The organism is Streptomyces sulfonofaciens, assembly GCF_014656295.1.
Classification (GTDB): domain Bacteria; phylum Actinomycetota; class Actinomycetes; order Streptomycetales; family Streptomycetaceae; genus Streptomyces; species Streptomyces sulfonofaciens.
The window spans coordinates 18228-34987 of record NZ_BNCD01000026.1; the positions used below are offsets into that span (position 1 = coordinate 18228).

Below are 16760 nucleotides of genomic sequence, written 5' to 3' on the forward strand. Positions count from 1 at the left end.
CGCTCGCAGAAGTACTACTCAGCAGGTCACAGAGGTACCCCTGTCACGTCGGCCAGGTCACGCATCTGGGGCGTCAGCGTCCGGCGCCGCTTGATGATCTGGGCCATGATGTCTCGCGCGTACCGCTGCTGAGGCAACCACTCGGGAGACGATCCCCGGATGTCTTGCAAGACGTCGATAGCCTTGGCGTAGTCGCGCATGCACACATGCGCATCCGCCACGTCCAGCAGGTGACGGTTCCGGTTGTTGCTCGTGGCCGACAGCGTGCCGCTGGGGATCGTGTCGGCGAGCTTCAGCACCACATCGGGGCGCCCCGACACCGCAGCGTTCTCTGTCCGCTTGAGTACAACGGTCGTGGGGCCGAAGGTCCGCAGGAAGTCACCGCGCGGTGTGTGCTCGCGCCCGAGGGCCGCCGCCGCCGCTTTGGCCATGCGCAGCGCGTCCGCCGCCTCTTCGGGGCGTGCGTCGCGCACCGCAGCAGCCGACAACCTGAGCGTCATCCACCCCCACGACGACAGCTCGTCAGCACTGGCGCGAGACAGGCGCGGTTCGATGTCGTCGGCCCAGCGCATGGCCAGTTCGCGAGCCTCCGTCAGCCGCCCGGTCCTCAGCATGAGCCAACAGAGGGTGGTGATAGTAGCTGCGCCGTCCTGCTGGTCGACAGCACTCGCCAGAGCCCGCGTCAACGCGTGCTCGGCAGCATCGAACTGGCGATTCTGCGTCAGGAGCCAGCCAGTTAGCTGTAGTAGCCGCCCCCGGACTGCACGCGCACCCGGATCCTCGGCGTCCAGAGTGCCGGCGTCGCGGAGCAGCGGCGGCAAGATCGCGGCTAGCTCGGCGAACTGGTCACCAGCGAACAGCGGGTCGGCGTCCAGGAGGGCCGCGCGCACTCCTTCAAAAGTGGGAGCATCATCGCCGATGTACGCGGGTGATGGCGGTGCCATCAGCGCCGCTCGCACCGGTGCCCAATGATCCCCGGTCGGCTCATCTGCCGGGGCGGTAGCGCGGCGCAGCAGCGTGCTGGTAGTCACGTGCAGGGCCATGGCTAGTGCCCGTGCCGTTTCCAACCTGGTCTCGCCGGCCGTTCCCTGCTCCAGCTTCCGGATGGTGGCGAGAGACACCCCGGAGGCTGCGGCTAGACCGCGTTGTGTGAGGCCCCGACGCTTTCGGAGTGCACGGACGTGAGGACCGATGCGGGTGTCACCGCTCTCGGGCATACTGGGCCTCCCTTCAGACCTAGACAATCGGAACGGTACTCCGCCGAACGCCCGGCGGGACGTCGCGAGGCCCTGCCACCACACGGAGGCAGGGCCTCAGCGCTTCCTGAACGCGCGAAACCGCCCCCTCCCGCCCGAAGGCGGAAGGGGGCGCGGTGCGTCACGGCTATCTGCGGCCTTCAGATTGAGGACGACCGGTGGTGCAGTGAAGCACCACCGGCACGATGGGCATGTTGGTGGCCTGGGTCATGCCTGCCGTGTCGCGGTGATCTCATCGAGCAGGCCATGGACCCGCTTTTCGATCTCGTCGCGAATGGGCCGGACAGCCCCGACACCTTGGCCGGCGGGGTCGTCAAGCTGCCAGTCCAAGTAGCGCTTGCCGGGGAAGACGGGGCAGGTGTCCCCGCATCCCATCGTGATCACGACGTCAGAGGCCTGGACGGCATCGACGGTGAGCACCTTGGGCACTTCGGCCGAGATGTCGATGCCGACCTCGGCCATGGCCGCCACGACGGACGGGTTCACCTCGTCCGCCGGGGTGGAACCTGCGGAGCGGACCTGGACGCGGTCGCCCGCGAGGTGGGTGAGGAAGGCGGCCGCCATCTGAGAGCGGCCTGCGTTGTGGACGCAGACGAACAGCACGGACGGCACGGTGGTGTCAGACATGAGCGGGGTCTTCCTGGGGTGCGGCAGGTGCGGTGAAGAAGCGGCGGGCGTACAGCGCGACGTAGACGAGGCCGATCAGCACCGGTACCTCGATCAGGGGGCCGACCACTCCGGCGAGTGCCTGCCCGGAGGTGGCGCCGAACGTGGCGATGGCCACGGCAATGGCAAGCTCGAAGTTGTTGCCGGCAGCCGTGAACGCGAGCGTCGTCGCGCGCTGGTAGGCCAGACCGGCGGCACGGCCGAGCGCCATGGAACCGGCCCACATGAGGCCGAAGTACACCAGCAGCGGGAGCGCGATGCGTGCGACGTCGAGCGGCTGCGAGGTGATCGCATCGCCTTGCAGCGCGAACAGGACGATGATCGTGAAGAGCAGTCCGTAGAGGGCGAACGGCCCGAGGCGCGGCAGCAGTCTGGACTCGTACCAGGTCCGTCCCTTGGCGTGCTCGCCGATCCGACGCGTGAGGTACCCGGCGATCAGGGGAATGCCGAGGAAGATCAGCACGCTTCGGGCGATCTCCCACACGGACACGTCGAGTCCGGCCTGCTCCAGCCCGAGCCACCCGGGCAGTACGGACAGGTAGAACCAGCCGAGGGCAGAGAAGGCGATCACCTGGAATACCGAGTTCAGCGCAACCAGGACCGCGGCGGCCTCACGGTCCCCACAGGCAAGGTCGTTCCAGATGATCACCATGGCGATGCAGCGGGCCAGCCCAACGATGATCAAACCCGTGCGGTACTCGGGCAGGTCCGGCAGGAACAGCCACGCCAGCGCGAACATGACGGCCGGGCCGACGATCCAGTTCAGCAGCAGCGAGGGAAGCAGCAGCCGGCGGTCACGGGTGACGGTGTCGAGCCGGTCGTAGCGGACCTTGGCCAGGACGGGATACATCATCACGAGCAGACCGAGCGCGATCGGCAGCGACACCCCGGTCACGGTGACCTTCGCCAGGGCATCCCCCAGGCCGGGCACCAGGCGGCCGAGACCGAGACCGACCGCCATGGCGGCCAGGATCCACACCGCGAGGTAGCGATCCAGGAAGGAAAGGCGGCCCGCTACCTGTTGCTCGGATGCTGTGCTCACGCGCTCGCCCCGGCGGCCTCGGCAGGGGTGGGAAGGGCTTCGCCTGCGGGGCGGGTCAGGATGGCGGCGAGCCGGTCGACCATCTCGGGCAGCAGCCAGTAGTAGACCCACGTGCCGCGCCGCTCGCAGTCGATCAGGCCGGCCTGTCGGAGCAGCTTGAGGTGGTGCGAGATCGTCGGCTGCGAGAGGTCGAAGGCGGGCGTGAGGTCGCAGACGCAGACCTCGCCGCCGGCGCGTGAGGCGATCATCGACAGCAGGCGTAGCCGTACCGGGTCGCCGAGCGCCTTGAACACCTTCGCCAGCTCTCCGGCCTGTCCCTCGTCAAGGGGAGTGGTCAGCAGTGCCGGGCAGCAGGTGCCGGAGTCACTGTCCTGACCGAGCACTGCAAGCTCTTGTTTCGACATGCTTCTATGTTGACATCCTTCTATTCACGTTGCAAGGTGGAATTGACGGACGTCGATACAACCAGATGGGAGTGTGTTATGTCGCGTGCACAGCTCGCGCTGCGCGTCAGTGATCTTGAGGCGTCGATCGTCTTCTACTCGAAGCTGTTCGGCACCGGTCCGGCCAAGCGCCGCGAGGGATACGTGAACTTCGCCATCGCGGAACCCCCGCTCAAGCTCGTCTTGATCGAGGGCGAGCCGGGAGAGGAAACCCGTCTCGACCACCTCGGGGTGGAGGTCGAGTCGACCGACCTGGTCGACGCAGCGACGAACCGGCTCAAGGACGCGGGGCTCGCCACGTTCGAGGAGAACGACACCTCGTGCTGCTACGCCCTCCAGGACAAGGTCTGGGTCCACGGCCCGGGCCGCGAGCCCTGGGAGGTCTACGTGGTGAAGGCCGATGCCGACCAGCTAGGCAAGAGCCCGGTCCAGGGTGGCGACGCCTGCTGTTCGAGCACGGCTCCGACGGATGCTGCCGTTTCCGTCGCGGAGCCTGTCTCGGTCGGCCCCGGTTGCAAGTGCGGCGGCTGACCGCGGGCAGCGCATGAGTGATGGCCCCCTTCTGCCCGAAGGCAGGAGGGGGCACGGGCTCATGGGTAATGCCTGTGTTGCGGGTCCAGAGCGGCCGCCTGCGGCGCCGTGCCGCCGTCGTCGGGCGGTGGGGCGCCGGTCCGGCGGCACACGAGCGCGTCAGGGTCACCGGGCTGTGGCTGGAGGGAGTAGCCATCGGGACAGGCCGGGCCGGCCGGTCCGCGGGGCCCTTCGGGGCCGGGGCCGCCCTGCGGTCCCGGCTCGCATCCGACGAGCTCAACGCCGAACCCATCCCCGGCGCGGTCCTGCCCGCCTGGGCCATCGACAAGATCCGCACCGACTTCGTCGCACGCCCCACGCACCACCCCGCGCGCGAGCTGCTTACACGGCTCCATCGGTGCGAGGCTGGGCGAGGCGAGGGCGAGCGGAACCCGGCTTTCATCGAAGTGCTGCCGCGGCTCGGCGTGAGCCTCGCACAACTGCCATAAGCCGAGCAGCGCCGTCTGTACGACGCTTTCCATCCGGGGTGCATTGCCTGCGGCCCCGGCGTGAGATCCAGCTCCGAGTGGCCGTCTCCGCCGCGACGGCCCAGGAGCTGGGCCGCTTGACGCGGCGCGTGGTCGTCCCGCTCACGGCGGGGCCGGTGCGCAGACCGGCCGGCCATGTTCTGGGCGCCCCCGGCAGGACTCGAACCTGCGGCCAAGCGCTTAGAAGGCGCCTGCTCTATCCACTGAGCTACGGGGGCCGGGCGGTGGGTGGCGGGTCGCGGTCCGGGCGGGCGGGCCGTGATCTGCCTGGGTCGGGGACAAGGATAGGGCTCCCTGGTCCACGTCCCTGGTGCTTCCTGAGCGTGCCACGATGTGGAGGTTCGGTGAAGCGGTCCTGATAATCGCAGGCAGTTCCGAATCCTGCATCGCTTTTGGAGCCTCTGGCCCCGGGTGTTGTGCACTCGTTATGCCTTTACCCCCGGTATCCCTTCCGCCTCGCGTGTCTGATCGGCGCGCAGACATGCACATATGCTTTAGAAAGCATCCGAAATTGGGCATTCTTCGCATGTGGTGACCTTGGACGTACGGCCTCAGTTGCTCGACGCGCTCTCCGCTCTGCGCGACCGCGTCGCCGCGGCGCGCTTTCCGCTGCCCCTGCCCGGGGCGCCACGCGCGCGTGCCAACCGGGCGGAGCTGCTGGCGCAGCTCGACGACTACCTCCTGCCCCGGCTGAAGGCGCCGCAGGCTCCCGTGCTCGCCGTGGTGGGCGGGTCGACGGGGGCGGGGAAGTCCACCCTGGTCAACTCCCTGGTGGGCCGTCAGGTCAGCGAAGCGGGGGTGCTGCGGCCCACGACGCGCACGCCCGTGCTCGTCTGCCATCCGGAGGACCTGCACTGGTTCAGCGGTATGCGGGTCCTGCCGGACCTCACGCGCGTGTGGCCCTCCGGTTCAGCGGGCCCGGGCGGGGACCGGGGCGGTCCTGGGCACGATCGGGGGGCGGGCGGCCCCGGCGGTCACCACTCCGGAGCGCACGGCGCCGCGACCAGGATGGGCGCCTCCGGCTTGCACGGAAGCGACTCCTACGGCGACTCCTACGCAAGCACCACCCTGGGAGAGTCCCTGGGGGAGACCTACGGAGAGTCCTACGGGGACGGTTTCGGCGACGGCGACGGTTTCGGCGGGCACGACTCCTATGACGACGCCTATGGAGACGGTGGAGACGGTTACGGCGATTCCTTCGGCCGCGATTCCTTCGGCCGCGACCCGCTGGGCCGGGACGCCCTTGGCCGCGACTCCCTCGGCCGGTCCGACGCCTACGGCGACACGTTCGGCGCGCCCGATCCCTACGGCGCCCCCGACGCCTACGGCGGGCGTGACGCCTTCGGGCGCACGACCGGGCGCACCGCCAGTACCGCACGCCCGGGGCGCCCGGAGGCGCGGCACCCCGTCGAACACGTCTACCGCACGCACCAGGACGGCCGGCAGACGCCCGGCGGCCGCGGTGCGCGCCTCCTTCCCGAGGATGACGGCAGGGCCTTCTCCGGGAGCGGCGGACGGGCCGTTCCCGACGGCGGACCACGGGCCCGCGCAAGGGGAGCGAGCGGCTTCCGCGACGGGCCCTGGCCCGCACCGGGTGGCGGCCGGGGCACGCGCGCAAAGGGCGCCGGTCGGTCCGCCGCCGACTCGGACGAACAGGTGCTGCGGATCGAGACCGTCCCCACCCTGCCGCGTGGGCTCGCCCTCCTGGACGCCCCCGACATCGACTCCCTGGTGGTGGAGAACCGCCTGCTGGCCGCGGAGCTGATCTGCGCCGCCGATGTATGGATCATGGTCACCACGGCAGCCAGGTACGCCGACGCCGTGCCCTGGCACCTGCTGCGCACCGCCAAGCAGTACGACTCCACCCTGGTGATCGTTCTCGACCGCGTGCCCCACCAGGTCGTGGACGAGGTGTCCGCGCAGTACGACGCGCTGCTCACCAAGGCCGGGCTCGGCGCGGTCCCCCGGTTCACCGTGCCCGAACTGCCCGAGTCCGCGGGCGGCGGCGGGCTGCTGCCGGCCAGTGCCGTGGCGCCGCTGCACGACTGGCTCAGTGAGTGCGTCCGGGATCCCCACGTACGGGCCCACGCCGTCACCCGGACGGCCAACGGCGTGCTCCGTTCGCTGCGCACCCGGATGCCGGAGCTGGCCGGTGCCGTGGCCGCCCAGCACGCCGCCGCCGTCCGGCTCGTCTCGGCCGTGGAGGCCGCCTACGACCATGAGCACACACGTCTGAGAGGACGGTTGCAGGCGGGCGCCGTGCTCGCCGGCGACGCGTTGAAGCGCTGGCGCAGCTATCCGCTGGACTGCGGTCCCGGCGAACTGCTCGATGCGCTCGTCGAGAACCTGGCGGCGCTGCTGCTGTGCGCCGTGGCCGCTGCGGACGAGCGCATCGAGGAGCGGTGGCGGCGCGAACCCGCCGCCGAGGCCCCCGTCCTGGCGGCCCGTGACACCGCGCTGGAGAGCGCGGAGCACCGGATCGGCCTGGCGGTGCGGCGCTGGCGGCGCGTCATCGAGGAGTACGCGGAGGACGAGGCCCGGGCCCTGGAGAAGAGTTCCGCCCCCGATCCCGAGGCCATTGCCGCCCTGCTGGCCACCACGCTGCTGGGCGGCCGCCGGGCGCGCTCCGCGGGCGACAAGCTCGCGGACCGGATCGGGGCGCGCCCGGCGCTGAGGTTGCGCGACCGGGGCGGGCGGCTCCTCGTCAGCTACGTCGAACGGGTCCTGCACACCGAACGCGAGCGCCGCCTCGCCCCGCTCGACACCCTGGACGTCCGTGCCGAACCCCAGGCCGAACTGATCGCCGCGCTGTCCGTACTGCAGAAGGAGAGGTGACCGCGGTGACTGCCGTGACGGATGAGGCGGACCACGTCGACCGAGCCGGTCAGGTCGACCGAACCGGTCACGTTGACCGAACCGGTCACGTCGACCGAGCAGGTCAGGTCGACCGAGCAGGTCAGGTCGACCGAACCGGTCACGTCGAGCACGGCGCTCACGGTGAGCGCCCCGGTGAGACGGCCTCCGCCGTTGCCACGGGCGGTGCCGGCCGGCGCGAGCACCCTGGTGAGGCATATCGGGCCGAGCATCCTGGTGACGGCGACGAAGGGATCCGTGACGCGGATGAATCCGACGGCTCAAGGCGGGGCGACGGCGGCGAGTACGCGGGCAGGGCCGTCCGGGTGGACCCTGGCGGTCAGACTGATCATGATGGCTCTGCCGTCGATGACGGCCGTTCCCGGACGTCTGAGGGGCCCCACGGCGGAGCGCGAGCGGCGTCGGCCTCAGTGGCTTCCCCCTCAGGAGTCCCCTTCTCGGGAGGGCCGGGCTCAGAGGGGCCTCCCTCAGGTCCGGTCGTCCCGCGAACGCCGACGGGCGGAGCCGCCCACGGCGCCGTCGGCGCCTCCCACGGCCCGATGACGGACGCTTCCTGCGCAAGCCCCGACGGCCCGGCAGATGGTCCGGCAGGCGGCCCGGCGGGTGGCCGGGCGGGTGGCCAGGGCTCCAGCGTGTTCACCCCCCAGCCGCGCCACGAGGCCCTTTCCGGAGATGTCTCCGAACCTCGTGCCGCCCGCTCCGTGGCAAACGGCGCTCCCGGAGTGCCGCAGACCGCCCAGGGACGGCCTGTTGACACCGGACGGGACGGCGATGCCGCGCGGCGGCCCGGCTCCGAGCCGACGGCGACGGCGACGGCGACGGAAACTACCGCAGGAGGGGGCACTGCCGCGGCGGACGCGGAGGCGTACGACGCGGAGGCGTACGCAGGGGGAGCCTCCGACACGGACGCGGAGCGCGCCCCCGGTACGCGGCAGGCCACCCGTGCAGGGGACGCCCCCGGCACGGAACGGGCTCCCGGCGCCGCACACCCGCATGGCGCCGAGCACGACGGCGACGCGGAAGGGCGCCGCGAGCACAAGCGTGCCCCCAAGGCGCGGTCCACGGCGGTGCCGCACCCCGTGCCCGTCCTCGTCCCGCAGAGCGACCCCGAGGTCCTGGCCGCCCTCATTCCCGCGGCGTTCCCGCGCAAGCCGGTGTCCGTGCTGGTGCCACGGGCAGACGCCGAGGCGGCGGCGGAGGAGGCAGCACCGAAGGTCCTCTCGGGAGCCGTCCACGCGACACTCTCCACCCCCACCGTCGAGCCGGGGCCCATGCCGGGGCCCAAGCCGGGCCCCGGGCCCGGGACCGCGCCCTTGTCGGAGGACGAGTCCGGATCCGCGCCGGTGAGCGAGCCCGGATCCGTGCCGCAGTCCAAGCAGGACCCGGCGCCGCAGTCGGGCCCGGGGGCCGCCTCGGACCTTCCGTCCCGGCCGGATCCCGGACAGCGGCCCGATACCGGGGACGAGCTCGTTCCCGGCCGTGAGCCGAACACCGATCCTGAGCCGAACACCGATCCTGAGCCGAGCCCGGAAACGGAGCCGGACCCTGAAGCCGAGTCGGGTCCCGAATCCCAGCCGGGTCCCGAATCCGAGTCGAGCTCCGACCGGGTGGCGGGCCCCGTCTCCGAGGCGAGTCCCGGTCCCGGGCCGAGCCCCGATCCACAGCCTGGCGCAGAGCCCGGTCCCGGTCCCGGTCCCGGAACCGGGACCGGATGCCGGCGCCTCGCGCCGGAGCCCGGCTCCGCCCCTCCCACGCCCGAGGCGGGCCCCGAGCCGCCCGCACCCAGGACGGAGTCCTCCGCGCCCGGTTCGGAGCTGTCCGCACCCGGCCGGGTGCCGCCGTCGTCCGGTCAGGAGCCGCCGTCGTCCGGTCAGGAGCCGTCCGGGAACGTGTCCGAGCGGCCCGAGGTCGCTCCGGAACCCGTCCCGGCCCCGACGGGCGGGCCCGCCGAAGGGGAGAAGCCGGAGGACTCCGCGCCGGGTGCGGAGTGCACGGCGTTCGAGGAGCCCATGCCGTACGAGGAATCCGTGCCACCCGAGGAGGCCGTGCTCCGGCCGGAGCGCATGCCCGCTCCGCCTTCCGCGCCCCCAGCGGGGCCCACGCCCGCTCCACCTTCCGCGCCCCCGGCCGACGCCCGCCCCAGCACCCCCGAGGCGCCGGGGGCACTCGCACAGTCCGCTCAGCAGCCGTTCACCCCGAGGCCATTGGTCATCCCGCCCATGCCGACGCAACCACCCGTCGCCCCCGCACCTACCGCGCCCGTCGCACCCGCGCCCCCCGTACCTGACGCCTCGGTCGTGCCCCCCGTACCTGGCGCCTCGGCCGCGTCGGCCCCACCGGCCGTCTCGACCACGCCTTCCGCCCCGGCGGCCTCCGGCGCCCCCGCCGGTCCGGCGTCCGCTGAAGCACCGATCACACCGACCGCCCCAATCGCCCCGGCAACCCCCGAGGCACCAGCCGTCGGGATCACCCCCGCCGACTCAGCCGTCCCGATCACACCCGAAGACCCAGGGGCCCCGCTCGCCCCCGAGGACCCAGAGCTTCCGACCACGCCCGACGACCCAGCCGCCTCCTCCGTCTCCTTCGACCCCTCTGCCCCCTCTGCTGCTGTCGCCTCCTCCGTCCCTTCGGGGTCCCCGGGGGAAGCCTCCGGCCAACTCCCCAACCAGTCCGAAGGCGTCTGGGACGACGGACTGATCGCCCGGCGCGCGGCGGGCGGTGCCCAGGAGGACGACGTCGTGGACCTGGGCGGTAGCGCGTCCGCCCTCACTGGGAGTGTTGCTCCGGACGGGGAACCGCGTACGGGACGCGAGTCCGTGTACGACGCACCCCTGCGCGACCGCCTCGACGCGCTGCGCGAGCTGGTGGGACTGTCCAGGACCCGCGTGGAGAGCGGCACGCTCGCCGAGGCGGGGCGGGTGCTCGACGAGGCGTCGGCCCGCGGCAGGCTCTCCGGCCGGCACACCGTGGTCGCTCTCGCGGGGGCCACCGGCAGCGGGAAGTCGTCGCTGTTCAACGCCCTCGCCGGAGTCACCATCTCGGACACCGGTGCCCGCCGCCCGACCACCTCGTTCCCCGTGGCGTGCAGTTGGTCGGACGACGCGGCGCCGCTGCTCGACCGGCTCGGCATCCCCGCGCGGCTGCGGCGCAGACCACCGCACAACGCGGAGGCGGAGGCCCAGTTGAGCGGCCTCATCCTGGTGGACCTCCCCGACCACGACTCGGCGGCGGTGGCGCACCGCGAGCAGGTGGACCGCGTCCTCGCACTCGTCGACGCGGTCATCTGGGTCGTCGACCCGGAGAAGTACGCGGACGCCGTCCTGCACGACCGCTACCTGCGTCCCATGGCGGGGCACGCCGAGGTGATGTTCATCGTGCTCAACCAGGTCGACCGGCTCCCGGGCGAGGCCGCCGACCAGGTGCTCGACGACCTGCGGAGGCTGCTCGACGAGGACGGCGTGGCGCTGGGCGAGCACGGCGAGCCCGGCGCCACCGTGCTCGCGGTGTCGGCGGCGACCGGCCGCGGCATCGGGGAACTGCGCGGCACCATCGGCCAGTTCGTGGCCAGGCGGGGCGCCGCGGGGCGCCGTATCGCCGCCGATGTGTCCGCCGTGGCGAGCGGACTGCGCCCGGTGTACGCCGCGGGCCGGCAGTACGGGCTCAGTGAGGAGGCCCGCGAGGAGTTCGCGGACCGGCTCGCCGAGGCGATCGGCGCGACGGCCGCCGGTGTCGCCGCGGAGCGCGCCTGGCGCAGGAACGCGAGCAAGGCATGCGGATCGCCCTGGCTGCGGCTGTGGCGGCGGTACGAGTCCTGGCGGTTCCCACGGATCCGCCGTTCGGCTCCGGGCGCCTCAGCGGCCGAGGAGGCCACCGCCAGGCAGCGGGTCGAGCAGGCCGTGCGGACGGTGGCCGAGCAGGCCGCAGCCGGGCTGCCCGCGCCCTGGGCCCAGGCCGTGCGCGAGGCCGCCGTGCGCGGTGCGCGCGGCCTGCCCAGGGCCCTGGACGAGCTGGCCGTCACCGCGGGAGTGTCCGACAAGCCGCCGCGGCCCGGGTGGTGGCCCGTGGCGGTCCTGACGCAGGCGGCCATGACGCTCATGCAGATCGTGGGCGGGCTGTGGCTGTCCGGGCAGATCCTGGGCCTCTGCCCGCCGAACCTGGGCGTACCGGTCATGCTGATGTCGATCGGAGTCGTCGGCGGACCGCTGGTCGACTGGGCGTGCCGGGTGGCGGCGCGCGGCCCGGCACGCCGGTACGGACTCGAAGCGGAGCGCCGCCTCCGGGAGGCTGCGGCGGGCTGCGGCCGGGCCAGGGTCCTGGATCCCGTCTCCGGGGAACTGCTGCGGTACGCGGAGGTGCGGGAGCAGTACGTACGGGTGCTGGGGACGGCACAGCCCACGGCGGCGCGGGTGGGGTGAGGGCCCGGGCCCGGACGGGCGGGGTCGGGTTCGGACGGGTGAGGGCCCCGGGCCCGGACGGGTGAGGATTGCGGGTCCGGACGGCCGAGGGATCGGGGTCCCGACGGGACGGGCGTCTGCCCGGGGCGGAGCGGGGGTGGGGAAGGGGGCGGGCGGACGGGAGGAGGCATGACAGGAGAAGGCGGGACGGGAGGGGCGCGGCTCCGGCCGGGGCTGGGTGCCGGCTCGGGACAGGACGGTGCCGGGTCCGGACGGGCGCGCCGCCATCCGCTCGTTCACCTGCGCGGGTGACGGAGTTTTCCACAACCCGGCCGGCGTCCACAGGCTCCAGCGGGTCTCTCGCGGCGGGTGCACTCTGAATCCGCGGTCGCCGACGGGTCGAGAGCCGGCCCGGGCCGCAGGACGCAGCCGCAGCCGTTCCGGCGCCCGCGAGGGGGCCGTACGTCCCCGCGCCATGGCTGCGCCCGGGTTGGAGAGGGAGGGGTCAGAAAATGAACGAGACGATGGTCACGGTGGTCGGGAACGTCGCGACCACACCGGTCTTCCGTGAGCTCCCGTCAGGACCTGTCGCGCGCTTCCGCCTTGCGGCGACCGCGCGGCACCGGGACCGCACGACGGGCCAGTGGTCGGACGGCCACACGAACTTCTTCACCGTGTGGGCCCGGCGGGCGCTGGGCGGCAATGCGGCGGCCTCGCTGTCCGTGGGCGATCCGGTCATCGTGCAGGGCAGGCTGCGGGTGCGCAACGAGGAGCGCGGCGGGGGACAGCAGTGGATGTCGGCGGACGTCGACGCCTTGGTGATCGGCCACGACCTGTCCCGTGGCACGTCCGCTTTCCGCAGGACGTCGCGGACCGACGGCACCACCGGTGGGCAGCAGCCCGCGGCGAAGGGAGAGGGCCCGCCCCCGTCCCCGCCTTTCACGGCATCCGCAGAAGCAGGGCCGCCCGCCCCGCCGCCCCCGCCCCAGGCGGCGCGGGCCGGCAGCGCGGGGGAGCCGGGCGCCGGTGAGCCCCCGAGCGCCGCCCGACACCCGGAGCCCGCCTGGGAGCAGGACCCCGTTCCCGCCGAGGCGCCGGCACGGGGAGACGTGCGAGCGGGGTGGCCCTCCGAGCCGGCGGCCGCAGAACTCTCCGCGGCACCGGTGGCAGTGGTATGACGCCGCGAGCGCGGCCGCCTCGACATGGTCCGGATGGGCGCGGCGCCATGCGCGGGAAACCGGAAGCGAGCACCGGAGCAGACGGCACCACCGCTTCAGACGAAGGGCAGCGCCCGCCCGTTCTGCGTCTTATCGGCGAGTCGGACCAGTGGATTTGTCGATAAGGCCAGTGTGGATCCGGTGTTGTGAATAACGATTACGAGTCGGATCGGTTATCCGACGGTATGAGTGGGGACCCTGTTGCGCCGCTCTTCCTAGGATGCCGGGCGAAGCTCACGGGGAATCTGGTTCTGCTGGCGGGCCGACTAACCCCCCATGTCAACGGTTCCCGCCCGGAGGGGAATTCTGTGTTTTCTGCACTCTCTGAGTACAGGCGAGGTGTCGCCCGCCTCGCCGCCGCGACCTTGGTGTCCGGCCTGGTTGCGGCGGGCACCATAGCCGCCGCGGGCACCGCTGCCGCCGATGAGGCGCCGCAGCAGCACGGTGGAGCCACCGCCACGATCGGTGGGCTCAAGACGTTCGGTCAGGCAGTCGTCCACGACCACGGCAGGGACCAGAAGGTCTCCGCCGGTCTCTTCGAGATGACGGTCGACGACGGCGGCACGCTGCAGACGTACTGCATCGACATCCACAATCCGACGCAGAAGGACGCCAAGTACCAGGAGACCCCCTGGAGCGGCACCTCGCTCAACGGCAACCCCGATGCAGGAAAGATCAGCTGGATTCTGCAGAACTCCTACCCGCAGGTGAACGACCTCGCCGCGCTGGCGAGGAAGGCGGGTGCCGGAAACCTGACCGAGCAGGACGCCGCGGCCGGCACCCAGGTCGCCATCTGGCGCTTCTCGGACCAGGCCGACGTGGACGCCTCCAGCCCGGCCGCCGAGAAGCTCGCCGACTACCTGCAGAAGAACGCGCAGACCGTCGCCGAGCCGAAGGCATCCCTCACCCTGGAGCCGCCCGCGGTCTCCGGCCACGCCGGCGAGAAGCTCGGCCCGGTGACGGTCCGCACCAACGCCGGCCAGGTCACGGTCGCCCCGCCCGCGGACGCCGCGGTGAGCGGTGTGAAGATCGTCGACAGGAACGGCAAGCCGGTCACCGCCGCGGCCAACGGCAGCCAGCTCTTCTTCGACGTCCCGCAGGGCGCCGAGGACGGGACGGCCGCCCTGTCGGTGCAGGCGTCCACCACGGTTCCGGTAGGCCGCGCCTTCGCCTCCGAGACCCGTAGCCAGACGCAGATCCTCGCCGGCTCCAGCGAGTCCACCGTCTCCGCGACCGCCACGGCGAACTGGGCCAAGAAGGGCGCCATCCCCGCCCTCTCCGCCGAGAAGGACTGCGCCAAGAACGGCGTCGACATCACCGCGAGCAACCAGGGCGACCAGCCCTTCACGTTCGAGCTCATGGGCCTGAAGCACACCATCGAGGCCGGCAAGTCCCAGACGGTGACGGTCCCCCTGAAGGAGGACCAGGCCTACGACTTCACGATCAAGGGCCCGAACGGCTTCGAGAAGCGCTTCAAGGGCGTCCTGGACTGCAAGACCCAGGGTGGCAGCGGCACGCAGCCCTCGTCGCAGCCGAGCCCGGCGTCGGCCGGCGGTACCTCCGGTGGCAGCACCGGGGGCGACCTCGCCGAGACCGGCAGCTCCAGCGCCACGCCGATGATCGCGGGCATAGCGATCGCCCTGGTCGTGGTCGGCGGTGGCGCGGTCTTCCTGGTCCGCAGGAAGAAGGCTCCCGCCCAGCACTGACGCACGGCACGCCTGAACACGGAGTGCCGCGCGGCACTCGGTGAGCAGCCGGCCCCGGCCCGCCCCGAGGCGAGCCGGGGCCGCTGTGTGTCGTGCGGCCCCGGGTGGCGCACGCCCTGGGGGCGCGCACCTCCATGGCGGCACCGCACGGGCGACGGCCCGGGCCGGGGCGAACACCGGGTAGTCGGCGTGACAGGCGGTGACGGCGCCATGGCGGGCAGGGGCGCGGCGGGCGTCGCCGCGCGGGACTCCGGCCACGTCGCGGCGGGCCGGCGCGCCAGGACCCGCACGCGGTGGCGCCCGCCAGCCGGTTTTCGCGAGGGGCCCGCAGTACGGCAAGATGGAGTACGTCTGCCGTCATGCGGCGGAGTCGATGGTGGCACTCGACAGCATCGATACTGACAATGCAGGTTCAAGCTGCCGGACGGTTTCTTTTGGCTGAGTTCATTTACACCATGCGCAAGGCGCGCAAGGCGCACGGCGACAAGGTGATCCTCGACGACGTCACCCTGAGCTTCCTGCCCGGCGCGAAGATCGGTGTCGTCGGGCCGAACGGCGCGGGCAAGTCGACCGTCCTCAAGATCATGGCCGGTCTGGAGCAGCCGTCCAACGGCGACGCGTTCATCTCGCCTGGCTACACCGTGGGCATCCTGCTTCAGGAGCCGCCGCTCGACGACGACAAGACCGTCCTGGAGAACGTGCAACTGGGCGTCGCCGGAATCAAGGGCAAGCTCGACCGGTTCAACGAGATCGCCGAGCAGATGGCGACCGAGTACACCGATGCCCTGATGGAGGAGATGGGCAAGCTCCAGGAGGACCTGGACCACGCCAACGCGTGGGACCTGGACGCCCAACTGGAGCAGGCCATGGACGCGCTGGGCTGCCCGCCCGGCGACTGGCCGGTGACCAACCTCTCCGGTGGCGAGCGGCGCCGTGTCGCGCTCTGCCGGCTGCTGCTCGAGCAGCCCGACCTGCTGCTGCTCGACGAGCCCACCAACCACCTCGACGCCGAGTCGGTGAGCTGGCTGGAGCAGCACCTCGCCAAGTACGCCGGGACCGTCGTGGCGATCACCCACGACCGCTACTTCCTGGACAACGTCGCCGAGTGGATCCTCGAACTCGACCGCGGCCGCGCCTACCCGTACGAGGGCAACTACTCCACGTACCTGGAGACCAAGCAGACCCGTCTCAAGGTCGAGGGCCAGAAGGACGCCAAGCGCGCCAAGCGGCTCAAGGAAGAGCTGGAGTGGGTCCGCTCCAACGCCAAGGGCCGCCAGGCCAAGTCCAAGGCCCGCCTCGCCCGGTACGAGGAGATGGCCGCCGAGGCAGAGAAGATGCGGAAGCTGGACTTCGAGGAGATCCAGATCCCGCCGGGCCCGCGCCTGGGCAACGTGGTCGTCGAGATCGACAAGCTGAGCAAGGCGTTCGGCGACAAGGTGCTCATCGAGGACCTGTCGTTCACGCTCCCGCGCAACGGCATCGTCGGCGTCATCGGCCCGAACGGCGCGGGCAAGACCACCCTGTTCAAGATGATCCAGGGCCTGGAGACGCCGGACTCGGGCACGATCAAGGTCGGCGATACGGTCAAGATCTCCTACGTCGATCAGACCCGCTCCAACATCGACCCGAAGAAGACGCTGTGGGCGGTCGTCTCCGACGAACTGGACTACATCAACGTCGGCCAGGTCGAGATGCCCTCCCGCGCCTACGTCAGCGCCTTCGGCTTCAAGGGCCCCGACCAGCAGAAGCCCGCGGGCGTGCTCTCCGGCGGTGAGCGCAACCGCCTCAACCTCGCGCTCACCCTCAAGCAGGGCGGCAACCTCCTGCTCCTCGACGAGCCCACCAACGACCTGGACGTCGAGACGCTCTCCTCGCTGGAGAACGCGCTGCTGGACTTCCCCGGCTGTGCGGTCGTCGTCTCCCACGACCGGTGGTTCCTGGACCGCGTGGCCACGCACATCCTCGCCTACGAGGGCGAGTCCAAGTGGTTCTGGTTCGAGGGGAACTTCGAGTCGTACGAGAAGAACAAGGTCGAGCGGCTCGGCCCGGATGCCGCGCGCCCGCACCGCGCCTCGTACAAGAAGCTCACCCGGGGCTGAGGGCG

At 71.8% G+C, this 16760-nt stretch carries 10 protein-coding genes, 1 tRNA gene and 3 pseudogenes; 8 read left to right on the forward strand and 6 right to left on the reverse strand.

The window, feature by feature from the left end; all coding sequences use genetic code 11:
• Positions 1-26: 26 nt before the first annotated feature.
• The 4 genes from IE313_RS30025 to IE313_RS30040 form a co-directional block, all read right to left on the reverse strand.
• Complete coding sequence (locus IE313_RS30025; protein WP_189937792.1) at positions 27-1217, reverse strand: helix-turn-helix domain-containing protein; 1191 nt, start codon at positions 1215-1217, stop codon at positions 27-29.
• A gap of 246 nt (positions 1218-1463) precedes the next feature.
• A complete protein-coding gene (locus tag IE313_RS30030) occupies positions 1464-1883 on the reverse strand; it encodes an arsenate reductase ArsC (RefSeq protein ID WP_189937795.1) in 420 nt (139 codons plus the stop codon).
• Positions 1876-2964, reverse strand: a complete 1089-nt coding sequence (gene arsB, locus IE313_RS30035) for an ACR3 family arsenite efflux transporter (RefSeq protein WP_189937797.1) — start codon at positions 2962-2964, stop codon at positions 1876-1878. The genes IE313_RS30030 and arsB overlap by 8 nt, the downstream gene beginning before the upstream one ends.
• The gene (locus IE313_RS30040) at positions 2961-3368 is read right to left on the reverse strand and encodes an ArsR/SmtB family transcription factor (protein WP_189937799.1); all 408 of its coding nucleotides are present in this window, start codon (positions 3366-3368) and stop codon (positions 2961-2963) included. Before IE313_RS30040 ends, arsB begins: the two co-directional genes overlap by 4 nt.
• Positions 3369-3446: 78 nt before the next feature.
• On the opposite strand from IE313_RS30040, the gene IE313_RS30045 reads away from it, so the two are divergent.
• Complete coding sequence (locus IE313_RS30045; protein WP_189937801.1) at positions 3447-3938, forward strand: ArsI/CadI family heavy metal resistance metalloenzyme; 492 nt, start codon at positions 3447-3449, stop codon at positions 3936-3938.
• Positions 3939-4015: 77 nt separating this feature from the next.
• Entirely contained in the window at positions 4016-4426 is a 411-nt protein-coding gene (locus IE313_RS30050) for a hypothetical protein (RefSeq protein WP_189937802.1), read from the forward strand.
• 184 nt (positions 4427-4610) lie between these two features.
• Here IE313_RS30050 and IE313_RS30055 read toward each other — a convergent pair.
• A tRNA-Arg gene (locus IE313_RS30055) sits at positions 4611-4683 on the reverse strand.
• A gap of 310 nt (positions 4684-4993) precedes the next feature.
• On the opposite strand from IE313_RS30055, the pseudogene IE313_RS36235 reads away from it, so the two are divergent.
• A pseudogene (locus IE313_RS36235) lies at positions 4994-5365 on the forward strand (dynamin family protein); the annotation flags it as partial.
• A gap of 753 nt (positions 5366-6118) precedes the next feature.
• Positions 6119-7300: pseudogene (locus tag IE313_RS36240) on the forward strand (ATP-binding protein); the annotation flags it as partial.
• A gap of 1909 nt (positions 7301-9209) precedes the next feature.
• Here the strand turns inward: IE313_RS36240 and IE313_RS30070 are convergent.
• Positions 9210-9404, reverse strand: coding sequence for a hypothetical protein (locus tag IE313_RS30070; protein ID WP_189937804.1), 195 nt, complete (start codon positions 9402-9404; stop codon positions 9210-9212).
• 232 nt (positions 9405-9636) lie between these two features.
• Between IE313_RS30070 and IE313_RS30075 the strand changes: the two genes are divergently transcribed.
• The 4 genes and pseudogenes from IE313_RS30075 to ettA all read left to right on the forward strand — a co-directional run bounded on the left by IE313_RS30075 (position 9637) and on the right by ettA (position 16755).
• The gene (locus tag IE313_RS30075; protein WP_444546258.1) at positions 9637-11754 is read left to right on the forward strand and encodes a GTPase; all 2118 of its coding nucleotides are present in this window, start codon (positions 9637-9639) and stop codon (positions 11752-11754) included.
• Between the two features lie 491 nt (positions 11755-12245).
• Positions 12246-12737: pseudogene (locus IE313_RS30080) on the forward strand (single-stranded DNA-binding protein); the annotation flags it as partial.
• 578 nt (positions 12738-13315) lie between these two features.
• On the forward strand, positions 13316-14656 hold the full coding sequence (locus IE313_RS30085; RefSeq protein WP_229925089.1) for an LAETG motif-containing sortase-dependent surface protein: 1341 nt from the start codon (positions 13316-13318) through the stop codon (positions 14654-14656).
• Between the two features lie 434 nt (positions 14657-15090).
• On the forward strand, positions 15091-16755 hold the full coding sequence (gene ettA / locus IE313_RS30090) for an energy-dependent translational throttle protein EttA (protein WP_189937815.1): 1665 nt from the start codon (positions 15091-15093) through the stop codon (positions 16753-16755).
• Positions 16756-16760: the final 5 nt, after the last annotated feature.

Bases quoted from the DNA above. Each gene is read 5' to 3' on its own strand.
- IE313_RS30025 (WP_189937792.1), bottom strand. From the start codon at position 1,217: ATGCCCGAGAGCGGTGACACCCGCATCGGTCCTCACGTCCGTGCACTC.
- IE313_RS30030 (WP_189937795.1), bottom strand. From the start codon at position 1,883: ATGTCTGACACCACCGTGCCGTCCGTGCTGTTCGTCTGCGTCCACAAC.
- IE313_RS30040 (WP_189937799.1), bottom strand. From the start codon at position 3,368: ATGTCGAAACAAGAGCTTGCAGTGCTCGGTCAGGACAGTGACTCCGGC.
- IE313_RS30045 (WP_189937801.1), top strand. From the start codon at position 3,447: ATGTCGCGTGCACAGCTCGCGCTGCGCGTCAGTGATCTTGAGGCGTCG.
- IE313_RS30070 (WP_189937804.1), bottom strand. From the start codon at position 9,404: ATGCGCTCCGGCCGGAGCACGGCCTCCTCGGGTGGCACGGATTCCTCG.